The following is a 25,570-nucleotide window of genomic DNA, read 5'->3' as shown; positions in this document are numbered from 1 at the left end:
CCATGTCGAAATTTTTTATCGACCGTCCCATTTTCGCCTGGGTAATTGCCCTGGTGATCATGCTGGTCGGGGCACTTTCGATCCTGAAGCTGCCCATCAACCAGTACCCGGCCATTGCGCCAACCGCCATCGACATCCAGGTGACCTACCCAGGCGCGTCTGCACAAACCGTGCAGGACACCGTGGTGCAGGTCATCGAACAACAGCTCAACGGTATCGACAACCTGCGTTATGTCGCCTCGGACAGTAACTCCGACGGCAGCATGACCATCACTGCGACGTTCAACCAGGGTACCAACCCGGACATCGCCCAGGTCCAGGTGCAGAACAAGCTGAACCTGGCGACCCCACTGCTGCCGCAAGAAGTGCAGCAACAGGGTATCCGCGTAACCAAGTCAGTGAAGAACTTCCTGATGGTGATCGGCCTGGTGTCGGAAGACGGCAGCATGACCAAGGACGACCTGTCCAACTACATCGTGTCCAACATCCAGGACCCGATTTCCCGGACTGCGGGTGTAGGTGACTTCCAGGTCTTCGGTTCGCAGTACGCCATGCGTATCTGGCTCGACCCGGCCAAGCTGAACAACTACCAGCTCACGCCGGTGGATGTCAGCAACGCCATCCAGGCCCAGAACGTCCAGGTTGCCACTGGCCAATTGGGTGGCCTGCCCGCCCTGCCCGGCACCCAGCTGAACGCCACCATCATTGGCAAGACACGCCTGCAAAGTGCAGATGAGTTCGCCAAGATCCTGATGAAGGTGAACGCCGACGGCTCGCAGGTTCGCCTGGGCGACGTTGCCCGTATCGAACTGGGCGGCCAGAACTACAGCATCAGTGCGCAGTTCAACGGCAAGCCGGCATCCGGCATGGCAATCAAGCTGGCGGCGGGTGCTAACGCCCTGGACACTGGCAAGGCCATCCGCGCCACCGTGGCATCGCTGGAACCGTTCTTCCCGCCTGGCATGAAGGCCGTGGTGCCTTATGACACCACGCCGGTCGTAACCGAGTCGATCTCCGGTGTGGTTGACACCTTGGTCGAAGCGATCGTGCTGGTGTTCCTGGTGATGTTCCTGTTCCTGCAGAACTTCCGCGCCACCATCATCACCACCATGACCGTACCGGTGGTGCTGCTGGGTACCTTCGGGATCCTCGCGGCATTCGGCTTCACCATCAACACCCTGACCATGTTCGGCATGATCCTGGCCATCGGCCTGCTGGTGGACGATGCCATCGTGGTGGTCGAAAACGTCGAGCGGGTCATGGCCGAGGAGCACCTGTCGCCGAAGGAGGCGACGGTCAAATCCATGGGCCAGATCCAGGGCGCCCTGGTGGGTATTGCCCTGGTACTGTCGGCGGTCCTGTTGCCGATGGCGTTCTTCGGCGGCTCCACCGGTGTGATCTACAAACAGTTCTCCATCACCATCGTTTCGGCCATGGCGTTGTCGGTACTGGTTGCCCTGATCTTCACCCCGGCCTTGTGCGCCACCATGCTCAAGCCGATCGATCCGGAAAAGCACGGCCAACCCAAGCGCGGCTTTTTTGGCTGGTTCAACCGCACCTTCGATAGCGGCGTACAGAAGTACGAGCGCGGCGTCGGTTCCATGATCAAGCACAAGGTTCCAGCGTTCCTGGTGTATGCGCTGATCCTGCTGGGCATGATCTGGATGTTCACCCGTATCCCAAGTGCGTTCCTGCCCGATGAAGACCAGGGTGTGATCTTCGCCCAGGTGCAGACCCCCGTCGGCTCTTCGGCTGAACGCACACAAAAAGTCATCGACGATATGCGTGCCTTCCTGCTGAACGACAAGGAAGGCGAGCCAGGCGAAGGCAAGGCCGTGAAGTCGGTATTTACCGTAAACGGCTTCAACTTCGCCGGCCGTGGCCAGAGTTCGGGCCTCGCCTTCGTGATGCTCAAGCCGTGGGACGAGCGTGACGCGACCCAGTCGGTGTTTGAAGTGGCCAAACGTGCCCAGGGCTATTTCTTCGGTGCCTTCAAGGACGCCATGGTATTTGCCATCGTGCCGCCTTCGGTTCTGGAATTGGGTAACGCCACCGGTTTCGACGTGTTCCTGCAAGACCAGGGTGGCGTCGGCCACGACAAGCTGATGGCAGCGCGTAACCAGTTCCTCGGTGCGGCCGCCCAAAGCAAGATCCTCGCAGGCGTGCGTCCCAACGGCGTGAACGATGAGCCGCAGTACGAGCTGAGCGTCGATGACGAGAAAGCCAGTGCCCAGGGCATCAGCCTGGCAGACATCCAGCAGACCTTGGCAATTGCCTTGGGGGGCAGCTACATCAACGACTTCATCGACCGTGGTCGTGTGAAGAAGGTGTATGTACAGGGCGATGCCGCCAGCCGTATGTCCCCGGAAGACCTGGACAAATGGTACGTGCGCAGCACCTCCGGGAAGATGGTGCCGCTGTCGTCCATCTCGTCGGGCAAGTGGATCTTCGGTTCGCCGAAGCTCTCGCGATACAACGGTGTAGCGGCGATGGAAATCCTCGGTACTCCGGCACCGGGCTACAGTACCGGTGACGCGATGGCGGAAGTCGAGCGTATCGCCAAGGACCTGCCAGCGGGTGTTGGTTATTCGTGGACCGGGTTGTCGTATGAAGAACGTTTGTCCGGCTCCCAGGCACCTGCGTTGTATGCGCTGTCGCTGCTGGTAGTGTTCCTGTGCCTCGCGGCACTGTACGAAAGCTGGTCGATCCCGATCGCGGTGATTCTGGTGGTACCGCTGGGTGTCATCGGTGCTCTGATCGCCACCAGCCTGCGCGGCCTGTCCAACGACGTGTTCTTCCAGGTGGGCTTGCTGGTAACGGTGGGCCTGGCGGCGAAAAACGCCATCCTGATCGTGGAGTTCGCCAAGGAACTTCATGAGCAGGGCAAAGGTATCGTCGAGGCTGCCATCGAAGCGTCCCGCATGCGTCTGCGCCCGATTATCATGACGTCCATGGCGTTCATGCTCGGCGTACTGCCGCTGGCCGTGTCCACGGGCGCGGGTTCGGGCAGCCAGCATGCAATCGGTACCGGCGTAATTGGCGGTATGATCACCGCAACTGTGCTCGCGATCTTCTGGGTGCCACTGTTCTTCGCAACCGTGTCCGCTGCTGGCGAGCGTAAAAAGACTGTTACTACTGAAACCCCTAAAGAGGCTGGCCAATGAGCAAGTCGCTACTTTCCCTGGCGGTCACGGCATTCGTGCTCAGTGGCTGCTCGCTGATCCCTGACTACCAGCGCCCCGAAGCGCCGGTGGCAGCTCAGTTCCCACAAGGGCCGGCGTATTCGTCGGCCCAGGCGCCGGGCCAGGCCGCTGCCGAGCAGGGCTGGAAGCAGTTTTTCCATGACCCTGCCCTGCAACAGCTGATCCAGACCGCACTGGTGAACAACCGTGACCTGCGTGTCGCGGCCCTGAACATCGACGCCTATGCCGCGCAGTACCAGATCCAGCGTGCTGATCTGTTCCCCGCTGTGTCGGCTACAGGCAGCGGCAGCCGTTCGCGCACCCCGGCCAAGCTGTCGCAGAGCGGCGAAGCGACTATCGCCAGCCAGTACTCGGCCGGCCTCGGGATCAGTTCCTATGAGCTGGACCTGTTCGGTCGCGTACGCAGCCTGAGCGAAGAAGCCCTGCAAAAGTACTTCGCCACCGAAGAGGCACGGCGCAGTACCCAGATCAGCCTGGTGGCCAGCGTGGCCAACGCCTACCTGACCTGGCAGGCCGACAAGGAACTGCTCAAGCTCACCCAGGACACCCTGGGCGCATACGAGCAGAGCTTCAAGCTCACCTCGCGCAGCAACGAAGTTGGCGTGGCCTCGGCTCTCGACCTGAGCCAGGCGCGGACCTCGGTGGAAAACGCCCGGGTGGCACTGGCACGCTACACCCGCCAGGTGGCCCAGGACGAAAACAGCCTGACCCTGCTGCTGGGCACCGGGCTGCCAGCGAATCTCGCCAGCAAGCCGCTGTCGGATGACCTGCTCAGCGAAGTGCCGGCTGGTTTGCCTTCGGACCTGTTGCAACGTCGTCCCGACATTGTGCAGGCCGAGTACAACCTCAAGGCGGCTAACGCCAATATCGGCGCGGCCCGTGCAGCGTTCTTCCCAAGCATCAGCCTGACCGCCAGCGCCGGTACCGCAAGCCCGACCCTGGGCGGCCTGTTCAAGGGCGGTTCGGGTACCTGGTCGTTTGCTCCGCAGATCAACATCCCGATCTTCAACGCCGGTAGCCTGCGCGCAAGCCTGGACTACTCGAAGATCCAGAAAGAGATCAACGTGGCCAACTACGAGAAGGCGATCCAGACCGGCTTCCAGGAAGTCTCCGACGGCCTCGCCGCACGTGAGACCTACAAGCAGCAACTGGATGCCCAACGCGGCTTCGTCGCGGCCAACCAGGATTACTACCGCCTGGCCGAGCGTCGCTACCGCATCGGTGTCGACAGCAACCTGACGTTCCTCGACGCTCAGCGCCAACTGTTCAGCGCCGAACAATCGCTGATCACCGATCGCCTTGCGCAACTGACCAGCGAGGTCAACCTGTACAAGGCCCTCGGCGGTGGTTGGAACGAGCAGACGGCGAAGAACGAGCCGTTGAAAGAAGAAGCGCCGAAGCTGAAGTTGTTCTGATAGCAGCGCTGTAAAACAAAACCGCTTCCCTCGCAGGAAGCGGTTTTTTTATGCCTGGTCATCGGTGCTTGCGTGCTATGACCGGACTGTTTTTGTGGCGAGCGGGCTCGCCACAACAAGCCCGCCCAGCACAATAATCGCGTTCGTCACCACGCTCTCCCGCCTTGCTTTCCGCTCAACCTTTCAGGGTAAAATCTGTCACAGATTCTTACAGACCACAGAGGGAGCTTGTCGTAATGATCGTAGGAATCGACCTGGGGACCACTAACAGTCTCGCTGCAGTCTGGCGCGGTGATACCGCCGAAATGGTGCCCAATGCCCTGGGCCAGTTGCTGACCCCAAGCGTGGTCGGGCTGGACGACCAAGGCCGTGTCCTGGTAGGCCAGGCCGCCAAAGAGCGCCTGCACACCCACCCGCACCTGACGACCTCGTTGTTCAAGCGCTACATGGGCAGCGCCACCGAAGTGCGCCTGGGCGACCGCTCGTTCCGCCCCGAAGAACTCTCGGCGCTGGTGCTCAAAAGCCTCAAGGAAGACATCGAGCGCACCTACGGCCAAACCGTCACCGACGCGGTGATCAGCGTGCCCGCCTACTTCAGCGACGGCCAACGCAAGGCCACGCGCATCGCCGGTGAACTGGCGGGGCTCAACGTTGAAAAACTGATCAACGAACCGACCGCCGCGGCCTTGGCCTACGGCCTGCATCAACGTGATAAAGAAACCTCGTTCCTGGTCTTCGACCTGGGCGGCGGCACTTTCGACGTGTCGATCATCGAGCTGTTCGACGGGGTGATGGAAGTACGCGCCAGCGCCGGCGACAACTTCCTCGGTGGCGAAGACTTCGACACCCTGTTGCTCGAACACTTTGTCGACAGCCAACGTAACGCCACGGGTTTCCCGCCCACCAGCACTGTGCTGCAAGCCCTGCGCCGCGAAGCCGAGCGCGTGCGCAAAGCCCTGGGCCAGGATGACAGCGCCGAATTCGCCCTGCGCGTCGACGGCCAGCAATGGGTGAAGACCATCACCCAGCAGGAACTGGCCAAGCTCTACACGCCACTGCTGGAACGCCTGCGCGCACCGATCGAACGCGCCCTGCGCGACGCGCGGATCCGGGTCGGCGACCTGGATGAAATCCTGCTGGTGGGCGGTACCACGCGCATGCCCCTGGTACGTAAGCTCGCCGCTGGCCTGTTCGGGCGCTTCCCTTCCATCAGCCTCGATCCCGACCAGGTGGTGGCCCACGGCGCGGCGATCCAGGCCGCGCTCAAGGCGCGCTCCGCCGCCCTCGAAGAAGTGGTGCTGACCGACGTGTGCCCCTACACCCTGGGCATCGAAATCTCGAACCAGTACGGCGGCTATATCGAAAGCGGCCATTACCTGCCATTGATCGAACGCAACAGCAGCGTGCCGGTCAGCCGGGTCAAAAACGTGGTCACCCTGCGCGATGACCAGACCCACGTGCTGCTGAAGATCTACCAGGGCGAAAGCCGCCTGGTCAAAGACAACATCGAGCTGGGCCAACTGGATATTCCTGTGCCCAAGCGCAAGGCCGGCGAGGTCTCCCTGGACGTGCGCTTCACCTACGACAACAACGGCCTGCTGGAAGCCCAGGTGAATATCCCGCTGACCGGCGAGCAGCATTCGCTGGTGATCGAGAACAACCCCGGCGTGCTCAGCCCGCAGGAGATCCAGCAACGCCTGCAAGCCCTGGCGCAATTGAAGGTTCACCCACGCGACCAGCAGGTCAACACCGTGCTCGTCGCCCGCCTCGAACGGCTCTACCAGGAAAACCTCGGCGAACTGCGCGAACAGCTCGGGCATTGGGCGGCGCAGTTCCAGCAGGTACTTGACACCCAGGACGAACGCCGCATCCGCGATGCCCGCAGCGAACTGACCCGTCAACTTGAGCAACTCGACAACGGGTTCTGGCGCTGAGGGAATACCGATGGATTGCTGGAACGTACTGCAACTGCCGGATGACGCCGACGAGCGCAGCATCAAGCGCAGTTATGCGCGGCTGCTCAAAAGCTGCCGCCCGGACGACGATGCCCAAGGCTTCCAGCGCCTGCGCGAAGCCTATGAACACGCGTTGAGTGAAGCACGCTGGCGGGCTGATAACGAAGGGGAAGAACGCGTCCAGGCGCCCGTAGCCGAAGCGGTCTACGGAAACCTGAACGACCTGGCCGAACTGATGGACGTCAGCCCCGTCAGCCCCGCGCCCCTCGAAGCCCCCACACCGGACGCGGCGCAGGCATTGTTTGGCGGCCTTAACGCGCACAACCTCGATGAACGCTGGGCGCAGGCTCGGCAACAGGGCTGCACCGATGCATTCCAGGCCGGGCTGTTGCGCCATTGTTTCGAAGCACCGGGCGAACGCAGTGCCATCGTCGGTTGGGCCGTGCAACACCTGGAATGGCTGACCCCCTGGCAGCAGGTGGCCATGACCCCGTGGCAATACGAAGCGCTGACCGGCGAGCTGCTGCAAGACTACCGCCGCACCCTGCAGGAACTGCTGGAGCAAAAGGCCGAGCGCGAGTTCATCACCCAGCTCACTCAATACACCAACCAGCCCTGGCTACGGGTGTTCGACCTGCAACAGCAGTGGCAGCGCATCGTCCTGCACCTGCTGCATGACACCCAATGGAGCGTGCCGCTGTTCGAGCGCGTGTGCCAGGCATTCGGTTGGGACGACGAGAAAGGCGTGTACCCGGAACCGGCGTGGATGTGGCGCGAATTGGTGTCGCGTTGCGAGCAGGAAAGTTTCTTTGCCAACCTGCAGGACAAGGCTCAGGATCTGCGGCGCACATCCCCGGATGCGTTGGCGGCGCGTCTACTGCTGACGCCCATGTCGGCCACGCAACACAAACGCATGATCGACGGCTTTGGCGAAAACGAATGGAACGCCTGCCAGCACCTGGCGCAAGTATTGACCTGGCGTTACCCGCAGTTGGCTGAACGACTGCCCCACAGCGATCTGTTCTTCTGGCGTAAATTCGTGCCCCGGCCGATCTACACCCAGGTGTTTATCCGGCTGTGGGCCATCTTCGCCCTGGGGCTTGGCCTGAGCATCGCCCACGCTAAGCCAGACAGAATGGACGGGATGTCGCTGGTCATTTTCATGCTGATGGCGTTCGTGCCGGCGGCCGTTGGCTTTCGCGTCACCCAAATGTGGGCCGGGATGAGTTCAACCTATCGGGTTCTGGATGTGTGGCTGAGCCAGTACCTGATCCCCAAGCGAATCAACCCCAATGACTACTGGCTGGTCATTCGCCACGGGGTACCGCAGGCGATCATGCTGGTGGCCTGCGGCTTGATGCTCGGCGTGCTGGGCATGTTCACCTACGCGGGCATGGTCCTGATCAACCTGTTGCACAAGACGCGTATCGGTCAGATGAGCCAGAAATTCAGCGAAGGCTACCCGTGGCTGAACGGTTTGCACTGGGCCTTCTGGAGCCCCCTGCAAGTGGTGTTCCTGGTGGTGATGGTGGCGCTGATCGTCGCGGCGCAACACTACCTGCCGGCGGTGCCCTGGACCCACTTCGACCTGCCCAAACGATAACCCGCAAATGCCGGGCCCCAGCGCCCGGCAACTTGCGTTCGATCATCGCCCAAAACCCGCCCAGCCCCACTTTCATCGCCCCCACAACGCCCCGCACCATGGCCGCCACCTGCATAACCCCCAATAACAACAGGTCCAACGCCATGAGCACTTTTCACCCTCGCCAGCTGTTGCTGGCTACCGCTGTCGCCAGCCTTGCCCTTCCCGTCGCCGCCGAAGAGCACGGTTTCCTGGAAGACGCCAATGCCAACCTCAACCTGCGCAACTTCTTCTTCAACCGCAATTACACCAACCCTACAAAGGCCCAGGGCGGTGCACAGGAGTGGACGCAGAGTTTCATTCTCGACGCCAAATCCGGGTTCACCCAGGGCACCGTAGGGTTTGGCGTGGATGTGCTGGGCTTGTACTCGCTCAAGCTCGATGGCGGACGCGGTACGGGTGGCACCCAGCTGTTGCCGCTGGACCACGATGGCCGCCCTGCGGATGAATTCGGGCGTCTGGGCGTGGCGTTCAAGGCGCGTATGTCCAAGACCGAACTGAAGGTCGGCGAGTGGATGCCGGTGCTGCCGATCCTGCGCGCCGACGACGGCCGCTCGCTGCCGCAAACCCTGCGTGGCGGGCAGATCACCTCCAAAGAGATCGACGGCCTGACCCTCTACGGCGGCCAGTTCCGCGCCAACAGCCCGCGTGACGACAGCAGCATGAGCGACATGTCGATGTTCGGCAAAGCCGCGTTCACCTCGGACCGCTTCAACTTCCAGGGCGGCGAATACCTGTTCAATGACAAACGCACCCAGATCGGCCTGTGGAACGCCCAGCTCAAGGACATCTACAGCCAGCAGTTCGTCAACCTGATCCACAGCCAGCCCATTGGCGACTGGACCCTCGGCGCCAACCTCGGGTTCTTCTATGGCAAGGACGACGGCAGCGCTCGCGCAGGCGACCTGGACAACAAAACCTGGTCCGGTCTGTTCTCCGCCAAGTACGGCGGCAACACCTTCTACGTCGGCCTGCAAAAACTCACCGGCAACAGCGCGTGGATGCGCGTCAACGGCACCAGCGGCGGCACCCTGGCCAACGACAGCTACAACTCCAGCTACGACAACGCCCAAGAGAAGTCCTGGCAAGTACGTCACGACTACAACTTCGCCGCCCTCGGCGTGCCCGGCCTGACCCTGATGAACCGCTATATCAGCGGCAGCAACGTACACACCGGCACGATCACCGACGGCAAGGAATGGGGCCGCGAGACCGAACTGGGCTATACCGTGCAGAGCGGCGCGTTGAAAAACCTCAATATGCGCTTGCGCAATTCCAGCATGCGCCGCGACTACAGCAACAACGAATTCGATGAAAACCGGTTGATCGTCAGCTACCCGATAAGTCTGCTGTAAACCGGCGCCGTACTTACGGTATGGTGCGCGCCTGCCGCCACTGAGTTCACTCAATGGCGGCCTCCAGACGAGCCAGCCCACACCATGAAATCCTTCGTCCTCGCTTCCCTCCTACTGAGCCTGGCCTTGAGCCTCGGCGGCTGCATCAGTGCGCCCATCGCCCTGACACCGCAGACCGAACAGCGCCTGCAAGCCCAGGCGCCGATCCGCTTCCTGCTGACCTTCGATGACGGGCCCAGCGCCTCGGGCTACAACAACCCGAGCCGTTCAGTGTTGGCTGACCTGGCAAACAACCCGGTGTTACCGGGCATCAAGGCGGTGTTCTTCCTACAGACCGAAGCGGCCCGCTCCGGTGGCAGTGCGCGGGGCCGCAAGACCATGGAGCGTGAATACGCGGGTGGCCATGTCCTGGCGTTCCACACGGCCACGGCTTTTCACACCAACCATCGCTGGCTGAGCGATGCAGAGCTGGAACGCACCCTCAGCCAGGGCGCAGCCGACATCGCCGCGATCACCGGCACGCCGCCGACCCTGGTCCGCCCGCCATTCTGGAACTACGACCGACGCACCTATGCCGCCTACCAGCGCCATGGCATGCAGGTGCTGTTGACCGACTTGAGCGCCAACGACGGCAAGATCTGGGGCTTCAACGCCAGCCCACGGCGCCGCGCCAACCTGTACCGGCAACTGTCAGTGGTGCGCGAACGTATTGCCCTGGGCGAACTGCCAACGGTGGACGGCGTGATACCGGTGGTCGTGACCTTCCACGACATCAACCGCTACACCGCGCGGCATCTGCAGGAGTACCTGCAGATCCTGATGGACAGCGCGCGGATCAACGGTATCAAGACCGCCGCCGAACCGTTCTACACCGACCATGCCGTGCTGGAACGCGCGGCGCTGGCGCGTACGGTCAAGGATGTGAACGAACCGGTGCATCTGCCGGGCGTATGGAATTGGGTATGGGATGCCGACGCCCACTGATCACTCCCGCGACTCGACACCCAGCTCATCCCATACAGACTCCGCCAGGTGAAACGTGGCATTCGCTGCCGGAATCCCGCAGTAGATCGCGCTCTGCATCAGCACTTCCTTGATCTCGGCACGGGTTACCCCGTTGCTGGCGGCGGCGCGCAGGTGCAGCTTGAGTTCTTCACTGCGGTTCATGCCGATCAGCATGGCGATAGTGATCAGGCTGCGGGTATGCCGTGGCAGGCCGGGGCGGGTCCAGATATCACCCCAGGCGTGGCGGGTGATCATTTCCTGGAACTCGCTGTTGAACTCTGTCAGGGCGTTGAGGCTGCGGTCGACATGCGCATCGCCCAATACTTCGCGGCGCACTTGCAGGCCATCGGCATAACGTTGTTTCTCGTCCACAAAAAACTCCTGGTTCAATTAGATTTCAACTCGATCACCTGTGGCGAGCGGGCTTGCCACAGGAAGCCCGCTCGCCACAACAGCGGCCTCAGCGGGCCAGCAGGAATTTGATCACCCGGTCACTGAATGCAGCGCCGGCCTGCACATTGGACAGGTGCGCGGCGTAGAACTCGGCGTACTCGGCGCCCTGCACATGGTGCTGGATAAAGTGACCACCGGCCGGTGGGGTGACGGCATCTTCGGTACCGGCAATCACCAGGGTGGGCGCCTTGATCTTCGACAACTGCTCACGGAAATCCGCATCACGCACGGCGGCACAGTTGGCCGCGTAACCTTGGGGCGAAGTCGCGGCAAGCATATCGGTGATCTGCTTGGCCTGGTGCGGGTTGGCCGTCGCAAAATCGGCGGTGAACCAGCGTGCAATCGATGCATCGCGCAAGGCCACCATGGCTGCCGCGCCGTCGCGCAGGACCATCTCGATCCGTGGGTTCCAGATCTCCGGCGTGCCGATGCTGGCAGCGGTGTTGCACACCACCAGGCGCTGCAAACGCTCGCCTGCGTTAATCCCCAGCCATTGGCCGATCAGGCCCCCCATGGATAGCCCGCAAAAATGAGCGCGCTGAATATCCAGCGCATCCAGCAGCGCGATCACATCGTGGCCAAGCTGCTCGATGCTGTAGGGCCCCTCGGTGACCAGCGATTTGCCATGCCCACGGGTGTCAAAACGCAGTACGCGAAAATGCTGGGTAAAGGCCGGGACCTGGATGTCCCACATGTGCAGGTCGGTGCCCAGTGAGTTGGACAGCACCAGTACCGGTGCGTCGATAGGCCCGTCCAGTTGGTAATGCAGTTCGCCTTCGGCGAGTTGTACAAATGCCACAGTGGCCTCCTCAGGCAGTCAATGCAAAGTGTTCGGTGACAGCGCGGCTGACCCAGGTATGGGCCTGGCCCAGGTAATGCGCCGGGTCGAGCAGGCGGTCCAGTTCAGCCGCCGAGAGTTCGGCAGTGACCTGCGCTTCGTCCGCCAGTACCGCACGCAGGTGGCGACCTCCTGCAACGGCGCGCTTGCAGCATTGCTCCAACAGATGGTGCGCGGTATCGCGGCCCAGGCGTTGGGCCAATACGATGCTGACGGCTTCGGCCAGCACCAGGCCCTGGGTCAGGTCGAGGTTGTGCGTCATGCGCTCGGGGTCGACTTCCAAGCCTTCGCTCACCAGTAACGCCTGTTGCAAGGCGCCGGAGACCAGTCGGCATATTTCCGGCAGGGTTTCCCATTCGGCGTGCCACAAGCCCAGGCTGCGTTCGTGCTCCTGGGGCATGGCACTGAACATCGTCGCCACCAGGCCGGGCACGCGGGTAGCGGCGCTGATCAGCACAGCGGCGCCCACCGGGTTGCGTTTGTGGGGCATGGTTGACGAGCCACCTTTGCCCGGTGCCGATGGCTCGAACACTTCCGCCGCTTCGGTCTGCATCAGCAGGCTGAGATCCCGTCCCAACTTGCCGAGGCTGCCAGCGATCAAACCGAGCACGCTGGCCAGTTCCACCAGGCGATCACGCTGGGTGTGCCAGGGTTGCTCCGGCAAGCTCAGTTGCAATTCGGCGGCCAGGGCCTCGGCTACCGGCATGGCCTGAACGCCGAGCGCGGCCAAGGTGCCCGAGGCGCCGCCGAACTGCAGCACCAGCAGGCGTGGCTTGAGTTGCGTGAGGCGCTGGCGACTGCGCGTCACCGCGCCCAGCCAACCGGCGATCTTCATGCCCAGGGTGACCGGCGTCGCGTGCTGCAGCCAGGTACGCCCGGCCAGCGGTGTGGCGGCATAACGCTGCGCCTGGGCGGCGAGAACGTCGCCCAAGCGCGCCAAGTCCGCTTCGATCAGTGCCACCGCGCGCCGCAACTGCAAAACCAGGCCGGTGTCCATCACGTCCTGGCTGGTCGCCCCCAGGTGCACATAACGCTCGGCACTCGGGTCTTCAGCGGCAATCAACTTGCCCAGTGCCTTCACCAAGGGAATCGCCGAATTACCCGCGGTGGCAATCGCCACCCCAAGGGCATCCACGTCATACAGCGATGCCAGGCACGCCTGGGCAATCGGCGCCACGGCGGCCTGCGGGATCAACCCAACCCGGGCCTCGGCCCGCGCCAACCCGGCTTCGAAATCCAGCATGCCCTGCAAGCGTCCCTGGTCGCAGAACACCTCGGCCATGCTGTCGGCGGTGAAGTAAGCGTCGAACAATTGGTTGCTCGTGCGCAGTGTCATAACTCGTCCCTTACAGATCGTGGTGCAGGTACGCCGCCTGTTTTGGCAAGCGCAGGCTGAACAGGAACGCCACCGCCATCATGCCGGTGACGTACCAATAGAAAGTGTTTTCCATGCCCATGGACTTGAGGCCCAAGGCTACGTATTCCGCCGAGCCACCGAAGATCGCGTTGGCCACCGCATAGGCCAGGCCCACGCCGAGGGCGCGCACTTGTGGCGGGAACATTTCAGCTTTCACCAGGCCGCTGATGGAGGTGTAGAAACTGACGATGGCCAAGGCCAGGGTGATCAATACAAACGCCAGGAACGGGCTGCTGATGGTTTTCAGGCTGAGCAGGATCGGCACCGTGCACAGGGTCCCCAGGGCGCCGAACCACAGCATCGAGTTACGCCGGCCGATCTTGTCAGCCAGCATGCCGAACAGCGGCTGCATGCACATGTACAGGAACAGCGCGCCGGTCATGATGTAGCTGGCGGTCTTGGCGTGCATCCCGGCAGTGTTCACCAGGTACTTCTGCATGTAGGTGGTAAAGGTGTAGAAAATCAGCGAACCGCCGGCGGTGTAGCCGAGCACGGTGATAAACGCGGCCTTGTGGTCACGGAACAGCGCGGCGATGCTGCCGGCGTCCTTGTCTTCACGCATTTCTTTGCTGGTGGTTTCTTTCAGGCTGCGACGCAGCAGCAGGGAGATCACCGCCGCGATGGCGCCAATCACGAACGGAATGCGCCAGCCCCAGGCGCGCAGTTCCTCTTCGCTGAAGATCTGTTGCAGGATCACCACCACCGACACCGCCAGCAGTTGCCCACCGATCAGGGTCACGTACTGGAAGGAGGCGAAGAACCCACGCTGGCCCTTGAGCGCGACTTCACTCATGTAGGTTGCGGTGGTGCCGTATTCACCCCCCACCGACAAGCCTTGGAACAGCCGCGCCACCAGCAGCAAGGCCGGCGCCCAGGCGCCGATATCCTTGTAGGTGGGCAGGAAGGCGATGACCAGGGAGCCGGCGCACATCATCAGCACCGAGATCATCATCGAATTCTTGCGCCCGTGCTTATCGGCAACCCGGCCAAACAGCCAGCCGCCGATGGGTCGCATCAGGAACCCGGCGGCGAATACGCCAGCGGTGTTGAGCAGTTGGACCGTAGGGTCGTCCGAGGGGAAAAACGCAGGGGCAAAGTAAATGGCACAGAAGGCGTAGACGTAGAAGTCGAACCATTCGACGAGGTTGCCGGAGGAAGCGCCGACGATGGCAAAGATCCGTTTGCTGCGTTCTTCTCCGGTGTAGTGACTTGTCGTTGTTGTCATGTTTTTTCACTCAGTGGGAACGGTTATAGCCTAGACATACTTTGCAACAACCATGTTCCGCAAGCAGACATTTGAGTACTCAGTGCCTGAACCGACCCTATCGGGGGCAAGCCCCCTCCCACATTTGATAGGCAGCGCGATCAAAATGTGGGAGGAGGCTTGCCCCCAATGGGGCCCTGACAAGCGACTCAATAATCGAAAAACACCGTTTCCTTATCTGTCCCTTGCAAAATCACATTCCACTGATACACGCCGTCCGCATCGGTCTTGGCAATCAAGGTACCCCGCCGCTCGGCAGGTACACACGCCAGCAACGGGTCATCCCCGTTCAACGCCTCGCCGTCAAAATAGATCCGCGTCAGCAAATGCTTCACCAGGCCACGGGCAAACACCAGTACCACCAGGTGCGGCGCCTGGGTGGTGCCTTTCAGCCCCGGCACACTGCCCGGCTTGATGGTGGTAAAGCGGAACCGCCCTTCGGCGTCCACCGGTACGCGGCCAAAACCTTCGAAGTTGGGATCGACGGCCTTGTCCTGCTCATCTTCCGGGTGGTCGTATTTGCCGGCGGCATTGGCCTGCCAGACTTCGAGCATGGCGTCGTTGACGACATCACCGTTGCCGTCCACCACCTGCCCGCTGATCGCCACGCGTTCGCCGAGGGTGTCGGCGTTGGCCAGGGCTTCGCGATTCAGCCAGGTCAGGCCAATGTGGTAATACGGCCCGACGGTGTGGGACGTGGTCGCATTGAGTGTCATCTCATTTCTCCATCGGCGTGGCGTCACGGCCACGCAGGACGATGTCCCAGCGGTAGCCGAGGGCATAGGAAGGAATGGTTTTTTCCAGATCGAAACGCGCGATCAGGCGCTCTTTGGCGCTGGTGTCCGGCACGCAGTTGTAGATCGGGTCGTATTCCAGCAGCGGGTCGCCGGGGAAATACATCTGCGTGACCAGGCGCGTCAGCACGCTCGGCCCGAACAGCGAAAAGTGGATATGCGCAGGGCGCCACGCATTGTGGTGGTTACCCCACGGGTAGGCGCCGGGCTTGATGGTCTGGAACTGGTACCAGCCGTCGGCGTCGGTAACCGTGCGCCCGGTGCCGGTGAAGTTCGGGTCCAGCGGCGCGTCGTGCAGGTCGCGCTTGTGGTTGTAGCGACCGGCAGCGTTGGCTTGCCAGATCTCCACGAGGATGCCCGGCACCGGCAGGCCGTTTTCATCCAGCACGCGACCGTGAATGATGATGCGTTCACCCAGGGGCTCGCCGTCGTGTTGGGCGGTGAGGTCGTTATCCTTCTCGCTGACTCGCTCGGCGCCGATGGTCGGGCCGGTGATTTCCGACAGCGAATGGGGCAGGAACACCAACGGCTTGGACGGCGAACGCAGGCTCGTCGACTGGTAGGGCGGGTGCAGGTACTCAGGTTGGGTGCCCGCTTGCGGGCGCCGGTAACCGGGCTTATCAGTCATGGAGCTGTCCTCTCTTATTAGATGCGTTCAATCGCCAGGGCCAAGCCTTGGCCGACGCCCACACACATGGTCGCCAGGCCTTTGTGGCCACCGGTTTTTTCCAACTGGTGCAAAGCCGTCAACACCAACCGTGCACCGCTCATGCCCAGGGGATGGCCGAGGGCGATAGCGCCGCCGTTCGGGTTGACCTGGGGCGCGTCGTCAGCGATGCCCAATTCACGCAGCACCGCCAGGCCTTGGCTGGCGAAGGCTTCGTTGAGTTCGATCACGTCAAAGTCGGTAACCGCCAGGCCCAGGCGTTCCACCAGTTTACGTACCGCCGGCACCGGACCGATGCCCATGACCCGTGGTGCGACACCGGCACTGGCCATGCCCAATACACGAGCGCGGGCAGTGAGGCCATGTTTTCTCACCGCATCGGCGGACGCCAGGATCAGCGCGGCGGCACCGTCGTTGACGCCAGAAGCATTACCGGCGGTGACGGTCTTGTCCGGGCCGTTCACCGGTTTGAGCCGCGCCAGGGTTTCCAGGGTGGTGTCTGCGCGTGGGTGCTCATCCTGATCGACCACGGTTTCGCCTTTTTTATGGGCGACCCGCACCGGCACGATTTCTTCAGCGAAGTACCCGGCCGCCTGGGCGGCAGCGGTACGTTGCTGGCTGCGCAGGGCAAAGGCGTCCTGGTCGGCGCGGGACACGTGGTAATCATCAGCGACGTTATCGGCGGTCTGCGGCATCGCGTCGACACCGTACTGGGCCTTCATCAATGGGTTGATAAAGCGCCAGCCAATGGTGGTGTCTTCCAGCTTCATGCTGCGCGAGAACGCTGCATCGGCCTTGCCCATCACGAAGGGCGCACGGGACATCGACTCGACGCCGCCGGCAATCGCCAACTCCATTTCACCGCTGGCAATCGCACGAAACGCGGTGCCGATCGCATCCATGCCCGAGGCGCACAGCCGGTTGAGGGTCACACCGGGAATGCTCGAAGGCAGGCCCGCCAGCAATAGCGCCATACGTGCGACGTTGCGATTATCCTCACCCGCCTGGTTGGCGCAGCCGAGGAATACTTCGTCGACCGCGCTCCAGTCCACCGAAGGGTTGCGTTCGATCAGTGCCTTGATCGGCAGCGCCGCCAGGTCATCGGCACGCACCGTGGCCAAGCCCCCGCCAAACCGGCCGATAGGGGTACGAATCGCATCACAGATAAAGACGTCACGCATCAGGCTTCTCCCGGTGCTTGGCCGTGGGCGGCGGCGGTGCGAGTTTCCAGATCACGCAGCGCGGTCAGTTCGACCTCGGTGGGTTCCTCGGTGGTATCCACCCGGTCGGCAAAGCGGATGGGCCAACCGGTGGCCGCCACCACTTGCTCGCGGGTAACGCCAGGGTGCAGTGCAGTGACCACGAACTCATGGGTGCCCTCTTCCGGCTCCATGATGCACAGGTCGGTTATAATTCCGACGGGGCCGGCACCCGGCAGGCCCAGGCGTTTGCGCGAATCGCCGCCTTCGCCGTGGCCGACGGAGGTGATGAAGTCCAACTTGTCGACAAACGAACGCGACGACTGCTTGAGGATGATCAGCACGCTCTTGGCCGAGCCGGCGATTTCCGGCGCGCCACCGGCACCCGGCAGGCGTACCTTAGGCTGGTGGTAGTCACCGACCACGGTGGTGTTGATATTGCCGAAGCGGTCGACCTGGGCTGCACCGAGAAAGCCCACGTCAATGCGCCCACCTTGCAGCCAGTAGCGGAAAATCTCACCGGTCGGCACGACCGTGTCAGCGGTTTCCGCCAGCTCGCCATCACCGATAGACAGGGGCAGTACGCTGGGCTTGGCGCCAATCGGACCGGACTCGTAGATCAGCACCACGTCCGGCGACGAGGTCAGGCGCGCCAGGTTGGCCGCCTTGGATGGCAGGCCGATGCCCACAAAGCATACCGAGCCGTTCTTGAGGCGGCGGGCGGCGGCGACGGTCATCATTTCGTTGGTCGAGTAAGCCATTACTTGGCCTCCTGCGCGGTAGCCAGCTTGGCCTGGAATTCACTGAAGTCGGCAGTGCCATGGATGTATTCATCGATCCAGGCGGTAAAGGTCCCACGATCGCGGGCGATTGGATCCCACGCTTGGTAGAAACGATTGTCACGCTCGTTGTAGCCGTGGGCGTAGGACGGATGCGCACCACCGGGCACATGGCACACCGCGGTCAGGGCCCAGGTCGGCAACACGCAGCTGTTCATCGGCGCGTTCAAGTCGTCGACGATCTCTTCCACGGTGACGATGCAGCGCTTGGCGGCCAGGGCCGCTTCCTTCTGCACGCCGAGAATGCCCCAGAGCAATACGTTGCCCTTGCGGTCAGCCTTTTGCGCGTGGATCACGGTGATGTCCGGACGCACCGATGGCACCGCCGCCAGCACTTCGCCAGTAAAGGGGCAGGTGACGGTCTTGATCAGCGGGTTGACCTTGGGCAGGTCGGAACCAGCGTAGGCGCGCAGTACCGCGAACGGCAAGCCAGAGGCACCGGCGACGTAGGCATTGGCCAGGTCGGCGTGGCTGTGTTCTTCGATTTCCAGCGGCTGCGGCCATTGCTTCTCGACCGCGTCACGCAGGCGGTGCAAGGACCCCACGCCGGGGTTGCCACCCCAGGAGAAAATCAACTTGCGTGCGCAGCCGGCACCGATCAACTGGTCATAGATCAGGTCAGGCGTCATCCGTACCAGCGTCAGGTCTTTCTTGCCCTGACGAATGATTTCATGACCTGCCGCCGTAGGGATCAGATGGGTAAAGCCTTCGAGGGCGACGGTATCGCCGTCATTCACGAAGCGCTTGACCGCATCACGCAAGGTGAGAATTTCAGCCATGGGGTTGGGCTCCCGGTGTTGATCGTAAAAGGCGCTGAGGTGGCGCCGAAGTGCTTGAAGATTAAGCCGGGGAAATGGGCCAAACAATCCGATAATCGACTCAGCGTTCGATTATCGAACATATTGTTACCTCGCTAATCATTCAGCCAAACGCGGTCAATGTGGGAGGAGGCTTGCCCCAGAGAGCGGTGTATCAGCCACCCGATGTATTGGCCGCCCCACTGCTGCCTGGGCAAGCCCACTCCCACATTTGAGCGTGCCAGGCCTCAGGTTGCGTCGGCGTGGCTGACCATGCCTTTGATCACCACCGCAGCCGTGGCCAATGCCGCCGGGATTACCAGCGCCGTGAGTACCTGCTCGAAATTCCAGCCCAGGCCCAGCAAGGTGGCGCCCATCCAGGCACCGAGGATCGCACCGAAGCGGCCGATGCCGAGCATCCAGGACACACCGGTGGCGCGGCCCTGGGTCGGGTAGAAGCGCGCAGCCAGGGACGGCATTGCCGACTGCGCGCCGTTGACGCACATCCCGGCGATCAGCACCAGGGTCGCGAGCAACGTGATATTGCCCAGGCTCTGCCCTACCGCGTAGGCAAACACTCCGGCCAGCAAGTAGAAAGTGCCAATGACCTTGTGGGGATTGAAGCGGTCCATCGCCCAGCCCACGCCCACCGCGCTCAATACACCACCAAACTGGAACAACGCACCGATAAACGCTGCCTGTTCCATGCTGGCGCCGCTGTCGCGCATCAGGGTCGGCAGCCAACTGGTCAGCAGGTAAACGATCACCAGGCCCATGAAATAGGTGAGCCACAGCAACAAGGTGCCAGCGCTGTAGGTGCCGGAGAAGATCACCGCAAACACGTTGCGCGCCTTGACGGTTTTTTGCTCGGGGACACTGAAGGCCATGGCCTGGGCGACAAGGCTGGGTTCAATGGGTGACAGGGTCTTGCGCACCTTGTCGGTGCCGCGATTGCGCACCACCAGGTAACGCGCCGATTCCGGCAGCCACACCAGCAGCACCAGCGCCAGGATCAACGGCAAGATACCACCGATCATCAACAGGCTATGCCAGCCGAATGCCGGAATCAGCTTGGCGGAGATAAACCCGCCGCCGGCCATGCCCAGGTTGAAGCCGCAGAACATGCTGGTGACCAGCAGCGATTTATGGCGCTCCGGGGTGTATTCCGAGAGCAGGGTCGTGGCGTTCGGCATGCCGGCGCCAAGGCCCAGCCCGGTCAGGAAGCGCAGCACCAGCAATTGATCGACATCGGTGCTGTAGGCCGAGGCCAGGCTGAAGGCACCAAACACCAGCACGGCCCCCACCAGCACCACTTTGCGCCCGAAGCGGTCAGCCAGTGGCCCGGAGCCCAGGGCGCCGAACACCATGCCGATCAATGCGGCACTCATCACCGGACCGAGACTGGCGCGGTCGATACCCCAGTCCTGGGACAATGCAGGCGCGATAAACCCCATGGCAGCCGTGTCGAGGCCATCGAGGAAGACAATCAGGAAACACAGGATCACCACGCGCCACTGATAACGTGACAAGGGTTGGGCATTGATAAAGGCCTGGACGTCCAGTGTGGTGCCGACAGAAGGTTGATTCATTGTTTTTATTCCACACCGATGGCGGGCTGACGACCTGGGGTCGTCGTTATTATTGTGGCGCTAGAGCGCTGCCGCACAGTAATAAGCCAGGGGAAACACCGTCAATTCATCAAACCGGGATCTGTGCGGTCACCGAACAGCTTAAGCAAACAATTGCGCACTCAACTCGCGGCTGGCGCTGAGCATGCTCGGCAGGAAGCGCTGCTCCAACTCGCTGCGGCTGACCCGCCCGGCGTGGGTACTGACGTTCAACGCGGCCAATACCTGGCCCGAGGCGTCGTACACCGGTACGGCGATGGAGCGCAGGCCCTGCTCCAGCTCCTGGTCGACGATGCACCAGCCCTGCTGCCGTACTTGTTGCAGGCATTCGAGCAAGGCTTCGGGGGTGGTCAGGGTGCGGCTGGTCTTGGTTTGCAGGTCGGCGTGGTCGAGGTAGTCCTGCAGCGAGGCGTCATCCAACGCGGCAAGCAGGATGCGGCCCATGGACGTGCAATATGCCGGCAAGCGCCCGCCCACCGACAGGTCCACGGAAATCAGGCGCTGGGTCGTGGCGGAACGGGCTATATAGAGGATGTCGTCGCCCTCAAGGGTCGCCATGTTGCAGGCTTCGTGAAGCTGCTCGCTCATACGGTCCAGGTAAGGTTGCGCGGAGACCGCCAGGGGCGTGGAGGACAAATAGGCATGACCCAGGGTCAGGACTTTGGGCAGCAGCGAATAAGTACGCCCATCGGTGGTGGCGTAGCCGAGCTTGATCAGGGTGTGCAGGCAACGTCGCACGGCGGCGCGGGGGATTTCGGTGCGGTGACTGATCTGGGCGATGGTGAGGTGCCGCTTGCGCTCCTGAAACGCTTGCACCACGGCCAGGCCACGGGCCAGGGAGGTCATGAAGTCTGGATCACCGGTAAACGCCTGGATGCGCTTGGCGGGCGAAGCCACGATCGGCGGCGCCGCTGACGCGAAGGAGTTGCGCAATTGATCGTTCATTTCCGGATCCTTTCTCTTATTTTCAACCGCTGGAAGGGTTGATCACTATTGAAAGCCGTGCCAGACGCGAGGCACAAGCTTGGGCCAACAACATTGGGCGATTATCGGACGATCATTCGATTATCGCAATCAACCTGGACGTAGAGAAATATCGGACAGGCCGCGACAACTTTTACAAGAGCGCAAAAATGATGGCGCCGGTTTTCCAGCGAAATACTGACGCGTACATGTAACAAAACTCTCACAGCAAGTTGACGTTTTTTAACTTTATGGTGATAGAGTTATTCAAATGCGCCGCTATAATGCAACCTGTGCAGAGGTCAGCCCGGTATCACTATCGGGATCGGAGCTCGCAGGCGGTGCATGCGGAACGCGTCGCCGGTTATCACTACCGGTTTAACGAAGTCACCTTTGGTCAATTATTCAAACTTGAACAGTTTGGCTGTTCAACATTGAAATACGCCGAGGGCAATTTTCAGCTCCACCGCTGCACGGTAATTAAACTCAACTCAATTAGGTAGCACTGTGACGAAAGATGAACTGCGCGCGGAACTTGAGCGCCAGGAGCAACGTTACAAGGACGTTTACGGCGGGGAAGTCACCACCTACGCCGCCCAGCCTGAGCCAGAACGCAAGCCATGGCGCAAACGAGCCAGTCTGCTCGATCAGGCCTTTGCCCAGGAAATCCAAAAGATTGAACAGGAACTCAAGGCCGAAGAGCCATAAGCACTTCGGTTCGAGTCCTCAGGGTCTTGCTGTCTCTGCCGGCTTATTGCCGGCGGAGGGCACCTTGCATGAGCCTCCACGGCTCAGCACCCTGCCGCCCCAGGGAAATTTCGTACAAATGTTTCAGACATGACGATTAGGTGACAAAACCGCACCTTTTCAGCTGTGCGCTTTATAAATCAAAGACTTGCCAAAGCCCCGAAAAGCCTGGGATGAGCACCTTTTGCCCGTGTTTTTTCAATGAAGATTGTTACCAATGAGCAGCTAGTGCATCGATTACCGAGGTTTTCTGGCATAATCGCGCCCCCTTACGACCGGGTCAGAAAACCTTCATGATCGATTTATTCAGCGGACTGGATGCTTGGGTTCTCGTGAGCCTGTTGCTCGCCCTGGCCTTTGTCCTCGCCTTCGAGTTCATCAATGGCTTTCATGACACCGCTAATGCGGTGGCCACAGTCATCTATACCAAAGCCATGCCGCCGCACCTGGCGGTGTTCTTCTCCGGGGTGTTCAACTTCCTCGGCGTGTTGCTCGGTGGTGTCGGTGTCGCCTACGCCATCGTGCACTTGCTGCCGGTGGAGTTGCTGATCAATGTGAACACCGGCCATGGTTTGGCGATGGTCTTCTCTTTATTGGCGGCGGCGATCACCTGGAACCTGGGCACCTGGTACTTCGGTATCCCCGCCTCCAGCTCCCACACCCTGATCGGTTCGATCCTTGGTGTCGGCCTGGCCAACGCCCTGATCAATGACATTCCCCTGGCTGACGGGGTGAACTGGCAGAAAGCGATCGATATCGGCGCCTCCCTGGTGTTCTCGCCGATGGCCGGCTTCCTGGTTGCCGCCCTGGTGCTGCTCGGCCTGAAGTGGTGGCGCCCGCTGTCGAAGATGCACAAGACCCCGGACCAGCGCCGCAAGCTCGACGACAAGAAACACCCGCCGTTCTGGAACCGCCTGGTCCTGGTGATTTCCGCCATGGCCGTGAGTTTCGTGCACGGCTCCAACGATGGGCAGAAAGGTATCGGCTTGATCATGCTGGTGCTGATCGGCATCGTACCGGCACAGTTCGTCCTCGACCTGGGCAGCACCACCTACCAGATCGAGCGCACCCGCGACGCCACCGTGCACTTGAATCAGTTCTACCAGCGCAACCACGAAACCCTGGGCGAGTTCCTGGCCTTGGGGAAAAGCGTGAAGGATGACTTGCCGGGCAAGTTCCGCTGCAACCCGCAGCAGACCGAGCCGACCATCAACGCGCTCGTGGACACCTTGAAAGGCGTTTCCGATTACCACGCGCTGAATGCCGACCAGCGCATTGAGGTACGTCGCTACCTGCTATGCCTGGATGACACCGCGAAGAAAGTCGGCAAGCTGCCGGGCCTGGATGCGCGTGAGAAGTCCGACCTCGACAAGCTGCGCAAAGACCTGACCGCCACGACCGAGTACGCGCCGTTCTGGGTAATCCTCGCGGTCGCCCTGGCATTGGGCCTCGGCACCATGGTGGGTTGGAAGCGTGTGGTACTGACCATCGGTGAGAAGATCGGCAAGCAGGGCATGACCTACGCCCAGGGCATGTCGGCGCAGATCACCACCGCCAGCATGATCGGCCTGGCCAACATCTTCAGCCTGCCGGTTTCGACCACGCACGTACTGTCTTCCGGTGTCGCCGGTACCATGGTTGCCAACAAGAGCGGCCTGCAAGGCGGTACCGTAAAGACCATCCTGATGGCCTGGGTGTTGACCCTGCCAGCCACCGTAGGCCTGTCGGCCGGGTTGTTCTGGTTGGCGTCCAAGGCATTGGGTAGCTGATAGCCAACCCGCAAAAAATAAAGGTGCGACCTGCGAGGGTCGCACCTTTTTTTATGCGTGTGTCCCGTCCTTAAACTGCTGCGCCACCGGACTCAGTTCAAATGGGGTGTTGATTAAATCGCAGGCAAAAAAAAGGGCGACCGAAGTCGCCCAAAATGCCTTGCGTGCTCATGTAATCCGGAAAAACTTATGGTTTTTTACGCTTATGTGCGTCTTTCCAGATAAAAAATCCAAACCCTACAAAAAACATCACCATGAGGCTTACAGTCAGCACCCCGGCGAACACCACATTATCGAAAAACATGACCGGCCTCCTGCACTTGCCCTGTTGCGATAGGGCTAAGTTAATGGAGAAGGCACTCTGGAAAATTGACGAGGATCAATGTCGCCCTCAACGGGGTGTAAAGAAGGGTAATAACTGACCTGCATCAATAAATGCAGGCCCTTTCAACGCTTTTTCGGTTTGTTCTTCGGCTTTTTCTTAACTTTCCCCAAGGGCATCGCCTGTTCAAATGCCTGGCGCACTTCATTCAGGCGTTTGTCATTGAGGTCATGCACACGTTTGGCACGTTCGGCATTCAGGTCGATCAGCTTGTCGTCATCACTCATGGCTTGGCTACGTTATGGCGGGAGTGCCTCAATAATGCGGCCTCCCCCGTCCGGCGGCAAATCAGCGAGCGACAAAAGGCGAGGCATCGCCCAAAATCGGCACTTTAAGCCCGCACCCGGAGGCCCCCCAGGTGGCACTGTTCAAGGACCTTCCCCCATTGCTCGCCCTGCGCGCCTTTGAAGCGGTGGCACGGCACTTGAGTTTTATCAAGGCGGCCAATGAGTTGTCGGTCACCCAGAGCGCCTTGAGCCACCAGGTGCAAAAACTCGAACAGCACCTGGGCAAGCCGCTGTTTATCCGGCGTACCCGCGCGATCGACCTGACAGCCGACGGCCAGCGTTATTACGACGAAATCCGCCCCGCCCTCGATGCCATCGCGGCCGCCACCCGCACCCAACGGGTCGCCCCTGGCGCCACAGTGTTGCGCATTGGCCTGCTCGCATCCTTTGCCACCTTATGGCTGGCACCGCGCCTGGCCGGGTTTCTCAACCGTTACCCGCATATCCAGGTGGAACTGTTGCCAGCGATTCAATTGGCGAACGTAGACGGAACAACGATCGACCTGGCCATCCGTTACGGCAAGGGCGATTGGCCCGACGTGCAGGCCATACGGCTGATGCCTGAAATACTCTCACCGGTATGCAGCCCGGCATTCAAAGCCAGCCAACTGCATCACGGTCCCTTGCTGATGGCCACCTCGCACCGGCCATTCGAATGGACGGATTGGTCCGCGCATTATCGAGTCGACCTCGATCAACACCCCCGCGTGATGCTGCACGACTACAACATCGTGGTCGAAGCCGCCGTGTCCGGCCAGGGCATCGCCATGGGGCGTCACCGTTTGATCGAGCGCAGGCTCCAGGACGGCAGCCTGGTGGAGGCGTTCGACTGGCCGCCCTATCACAGCGCGATCGGTTACTGGCTGATTACCCCCCAGGGCCCTGCCAATGAGGCCGCCCGCTGTTTCAGCGAGTGGTTGCAGCAAGCCTGCACCGACGCGTGAGTTATTT

22 protein-coding genes are annotated in these 25,570 nt (G+C 61.4%); 9 read left to right on the top strand and 13 right to left on the bottom strand.

Features of this window, described 5'->3' with window-relative positions:
• The first annotated feature begins 2 nt into the window (after nt 1-2).
• The 6 genes from AC1Q6I_RS05440 (at nt 3) to AC1Q6I_RS05415 (ending at nt 10,554) form a co-directional block, all read left to right on the top strand.
• A complete protein-coding gene (locus AC1Q6I_RS05440) occupies nt 3-3,164 on the top strand; it encodes an efflux RND transporter permease subunit (protein WP_024073919.1) in 3,162 nt (1,053 codons plus the stop codon).
• Nucleotides 3,161-4,618, top strand: coding sequence for an AdeC/AdeK/OprM family multidrug efflux complex outer membrane factor (adeC, locus tag AC1Q6I_RS05435; protein ID WP_024073918.1), 1,458 nt, complete (start codon nt 3,161-3,163; stop codon nt 4,616-4,618). The genes AC1Q6I_RS05440 and adeC overlap by 4 nt, the downstream gene beginning before the upstream one ends.
• 236 nt (nt 4,619-4,854) lie before the next feature.
• On the top strand, nt 4,855-6,552 hold the full coding sequence (locus AC1Q6I_RS05430) for a molecular chaperone HscC (protein ID WP_069075422.1): 1,698 nt from the start codon (nt 4,855-4,857) through the stop codon (nt 6,550-6,552).
• A 10-nt stretch (nt 6,553-6,562) separates the two neighbouring features.
• The gene (locus AC1Q6I_RS05425; RefSeq protein ID WP_069075421.1) at nt 6,563-8,176 is read left to right on the top strand and encodes a J domain-containing protein; all 1,614 of its coding nucleotides are present in this window, start codon (nt 6,563-6,565) and stop codon (nt 8,174-8,176) included.
• Between the two features lie 143 nt (nt 8,177-8,319).
• On the top strand, nt 8,320-9,570 hold the full coding sequence (locus AC1Q6I_RS05420) for an OprD family porin (protein ID WP_024073915.1): 1,251 nt from the start codon (nt 8,320-8,322) through the stop codon (nt 9,568-9,570).
• A gap of 84 nt (nt 9,571-9,654) precedes the next feature.
• On the top strand, nt 9,655-10,554 hold the full coding sequence (locus tag AC1Q6I_RS05415; protein WP_024073914.1) for a polysaccharide deacetylase family protein: 900 nt from the start codon (nt 9,655-9,657) through the stop codon (nt 10,552-10,554).
• Here AC1Q6I_RS05415 and pcaC read toward each other — a convergent pair whose 3' ends face one another.
• The 11 genes from pcaC to pcaR all read right to left on the bottom strand — a co-directional run bounded on the left by pcaC (nt 10,555) and on the right by pcaR (nt 21,416).
• Entirely contained in the window at nt 10,555-10,947 is a 393-nt protein-coding gene (gene pcaC, locus AC1Q6I_RS05410; RefSeq protein ID WP_024073913.1) for a 4-carboxymuconolactone decarboxylase, read from the bottom strand.
• Between the two features lie 88 nt (nt 10,948-11,035).
• The gene (gene pcaD / locus AC1Q6I_RS05405) at nt 11,036-11,827 is read right to left on the bottom strand and encodes a 3-oxoadipate enol-lactonase (RefSeq protein ID WP_102624929.1); all 792 of its coding nucleotides are present in this window, start codon (nt 11,825-11,827) and stop codon (nt 11,036-11,038) included.
• Between the two features lie 10 nt (nt 11,828-11,837).
• Complete coding sequence (locus AC1Q6I_RS05400) at nt 11,838-13,202, bottom strand: 3-carboxy-cis,cis-muconate cycloisomerase (protein ID WP_102624930.1); 1,365 nt, start codon at nt 13,200-13,202, stop codon at nt 11,838-11,840.
• Between the two features lie 10 nt (nt 13,203-13,212).
• A complete protein-coding gene (locus tag AC1Q6I_RS05395; RefSeq protein ID WP_102624931.1) occupies nt 13,213-14,508 on the bottom strand; it encodes an MFS family transporter in 1,296 nt (431 codons plus the stop codon).
• A gap of 188 nt (nt 14,509-14,696) precedes the next feature.
• Nucleotides 14,697-15,263, bottom strand: coding sequence for a protocatechuate 3,4-dioxygenase subunit alpha (gene pcaG, locus AC1Q6I_RS05390; RefSeq protein WP_024073909.1), 567 nt, complete (start codon nt 15,261-15,263; stop codon nt 14,697-14,699).
• Nucleotide 15,264: 1 nt separating this feature from the next.
• Entirely contained in the window at nt 15,265-15,969 is a 705-nt protein-coding gene (pcaH, locus tag AC1Q6I_RS05385) for a protocatechuate 3,4-dioxygenase subunit beta (protein ID WP_102624932.1), read from the bottom strand.
• A 17-nt stretch (nt 15,970-15,986) separates the two neighbouring features.
• Nucleotides 15,987-17,192: a 3-oxoadipyl-CoA thiolase gene (gene pcaF / locus AC1Q6I_RS05380; RefSeq protein ID WP_173903830.1), complete on the bottom strand. Its 1,206-nt coding sequence runs from the start codon at nt 17,190-17,192 to the stop codon at nt 15,987-15,989.
• Nucleotides 17,189-17,968, bottom strand: a complete 780-nt coding sequence (locus AC1Q6I_RS05375) for a CoA-transferase subunit beta (protein ID WP_024073906.1) — start codon at nt 17,966-17,968, stop codon at nt 17,189-17,191. The genes pcaF and AC1Q6I_RS05375 overlap by 4 nt, the downstream gene beginning before the upstream one ends.
• A complete protein-coding gene (locus AC1Q6I_RS05370) occupies nt 17,968-18,825 on the bottom strand; it encodes a CoA transferase subunit A (RefSeq protein ID WP_102624934.1) in 858 nt (285 codons plus the stop codon). The genes AC1Q6I_RS05375 and AC1Q6I_RS05370 overlap by 1 nt, the downstream gene beginning before the upstream one ends.
• 266 nt (nt 18,826-19,091) lie before the next feature.
• Entirely contained in the window at nt 19,092-20,432 is a 1,341-nt protein-coding gene (gene pcaK / locus AC1Q6I_RS05365; RefSeq protein WP_069075415.1) for a 4-hydroxybenzoate transporter PcaK, read from the bottom strand.
• A 141-nt stretch (nt 20,433-20,573) separates the two neighbouring features.
• Nucleotides 20,574-21,416, bottom strand: a complete 843-nt coding sequence (gene pcaR / locus AC1Q6I_RS05360) for a pca regulon transcriptional regulator PcaR (protein WP_024073903.1) — start codon at nt 21,414-21,416, stop codon at nt 20,574-20,576.
• Between the two features lie 525 nt (nt 21,417-21,941).
• Between pcaR and AC1Q6I_RS05355 the strand changes: the two genes are divergently transcribed.
• The gene (locus AC1Q6I_RS05355; RefSeq protein WP_003172389.1) at nt 21,942-22,142 is read left to right on the top strand and encodes a hypothetical protein; all 201 of its coding nucleotides are present in this window, start codon (nt 21,942-21,944) and stop codon (nt 22,140-22,142) included.
• A 332-nt stretch (nt 22,143-22,474) separates the two neighbouring features.
• The gene (locus AC1Q6I_RS05350) at nt 22,475-23,950 is read left to right on the top strand and encodes an inorganic phosphate transporter (RefSeq protein WP_069075413.1); all 1,476 of its coding nucleotides are present in this window, start codon (nt 22,475-22,477) and stop codon (nt 23,948-23,950) included.
• A gap of 187 nt (nt 23,951-24,137) precedes the next feature.
• On the opposite strand, the gene ccoM is transcribed toward AC1Q6I_RS05350, so the two are convergent.
• The gene (gene ccoM / locus AC1Q6I_RS05345) at nt 24,138-24,254 is read right to left on the bottom strand and encodes a cytochrome c oxidase subunit CcoM (RefSeq protein WP_024073900.1); all 117 of its coding nucleotides are present in this window, start codon (nt 24,252-24,254) and stop codon (nt 24,138-24,140) included.
• A gap of 143 nt (nt 24,255-24,397) precedes the next feature.
• Nucleotides 24,398-24,559, bottom strand: a complete 162-nt coding sequence (locus AC1Q6I_RS05340) for a hypothetical protein (RefSeq protein ID WP_017844811.1) — start codon at nt 24,557-24,559, stop codon at nt 24,398-24,400.
• Nucleotides 24,560-24,690: 131 nt separating this feature from the next.
• On the opposite strand from AC1Q6I_RS05340, the gene AC1Q6I_RS05335 reads away from it, so the two are divergent.
• Nucleotides 24,691-25,563 carry a LysR substrate-binding domain-containing protein gene (locus AC1Q6I_RS05335; RefSeq protein ID WP_024073899.1) on the top strand — a complete coding sequence of 291 codons (873 nt, stop codon included), beginning with the start codon at nt 24,691-24,693 and terminating at the stop codon, nt 25,561-25,563.
• The last annotated feature ends 7 nt before the right edge of the window (nt 25,564-25,570 follow it).

It is taken from the genome of Pseudomonas sp. MPR-R2A5, from assembly GCF_058793055.1.
This window is presented reverse-complemented; position numbering and strand designations above follow the sequence as displayed.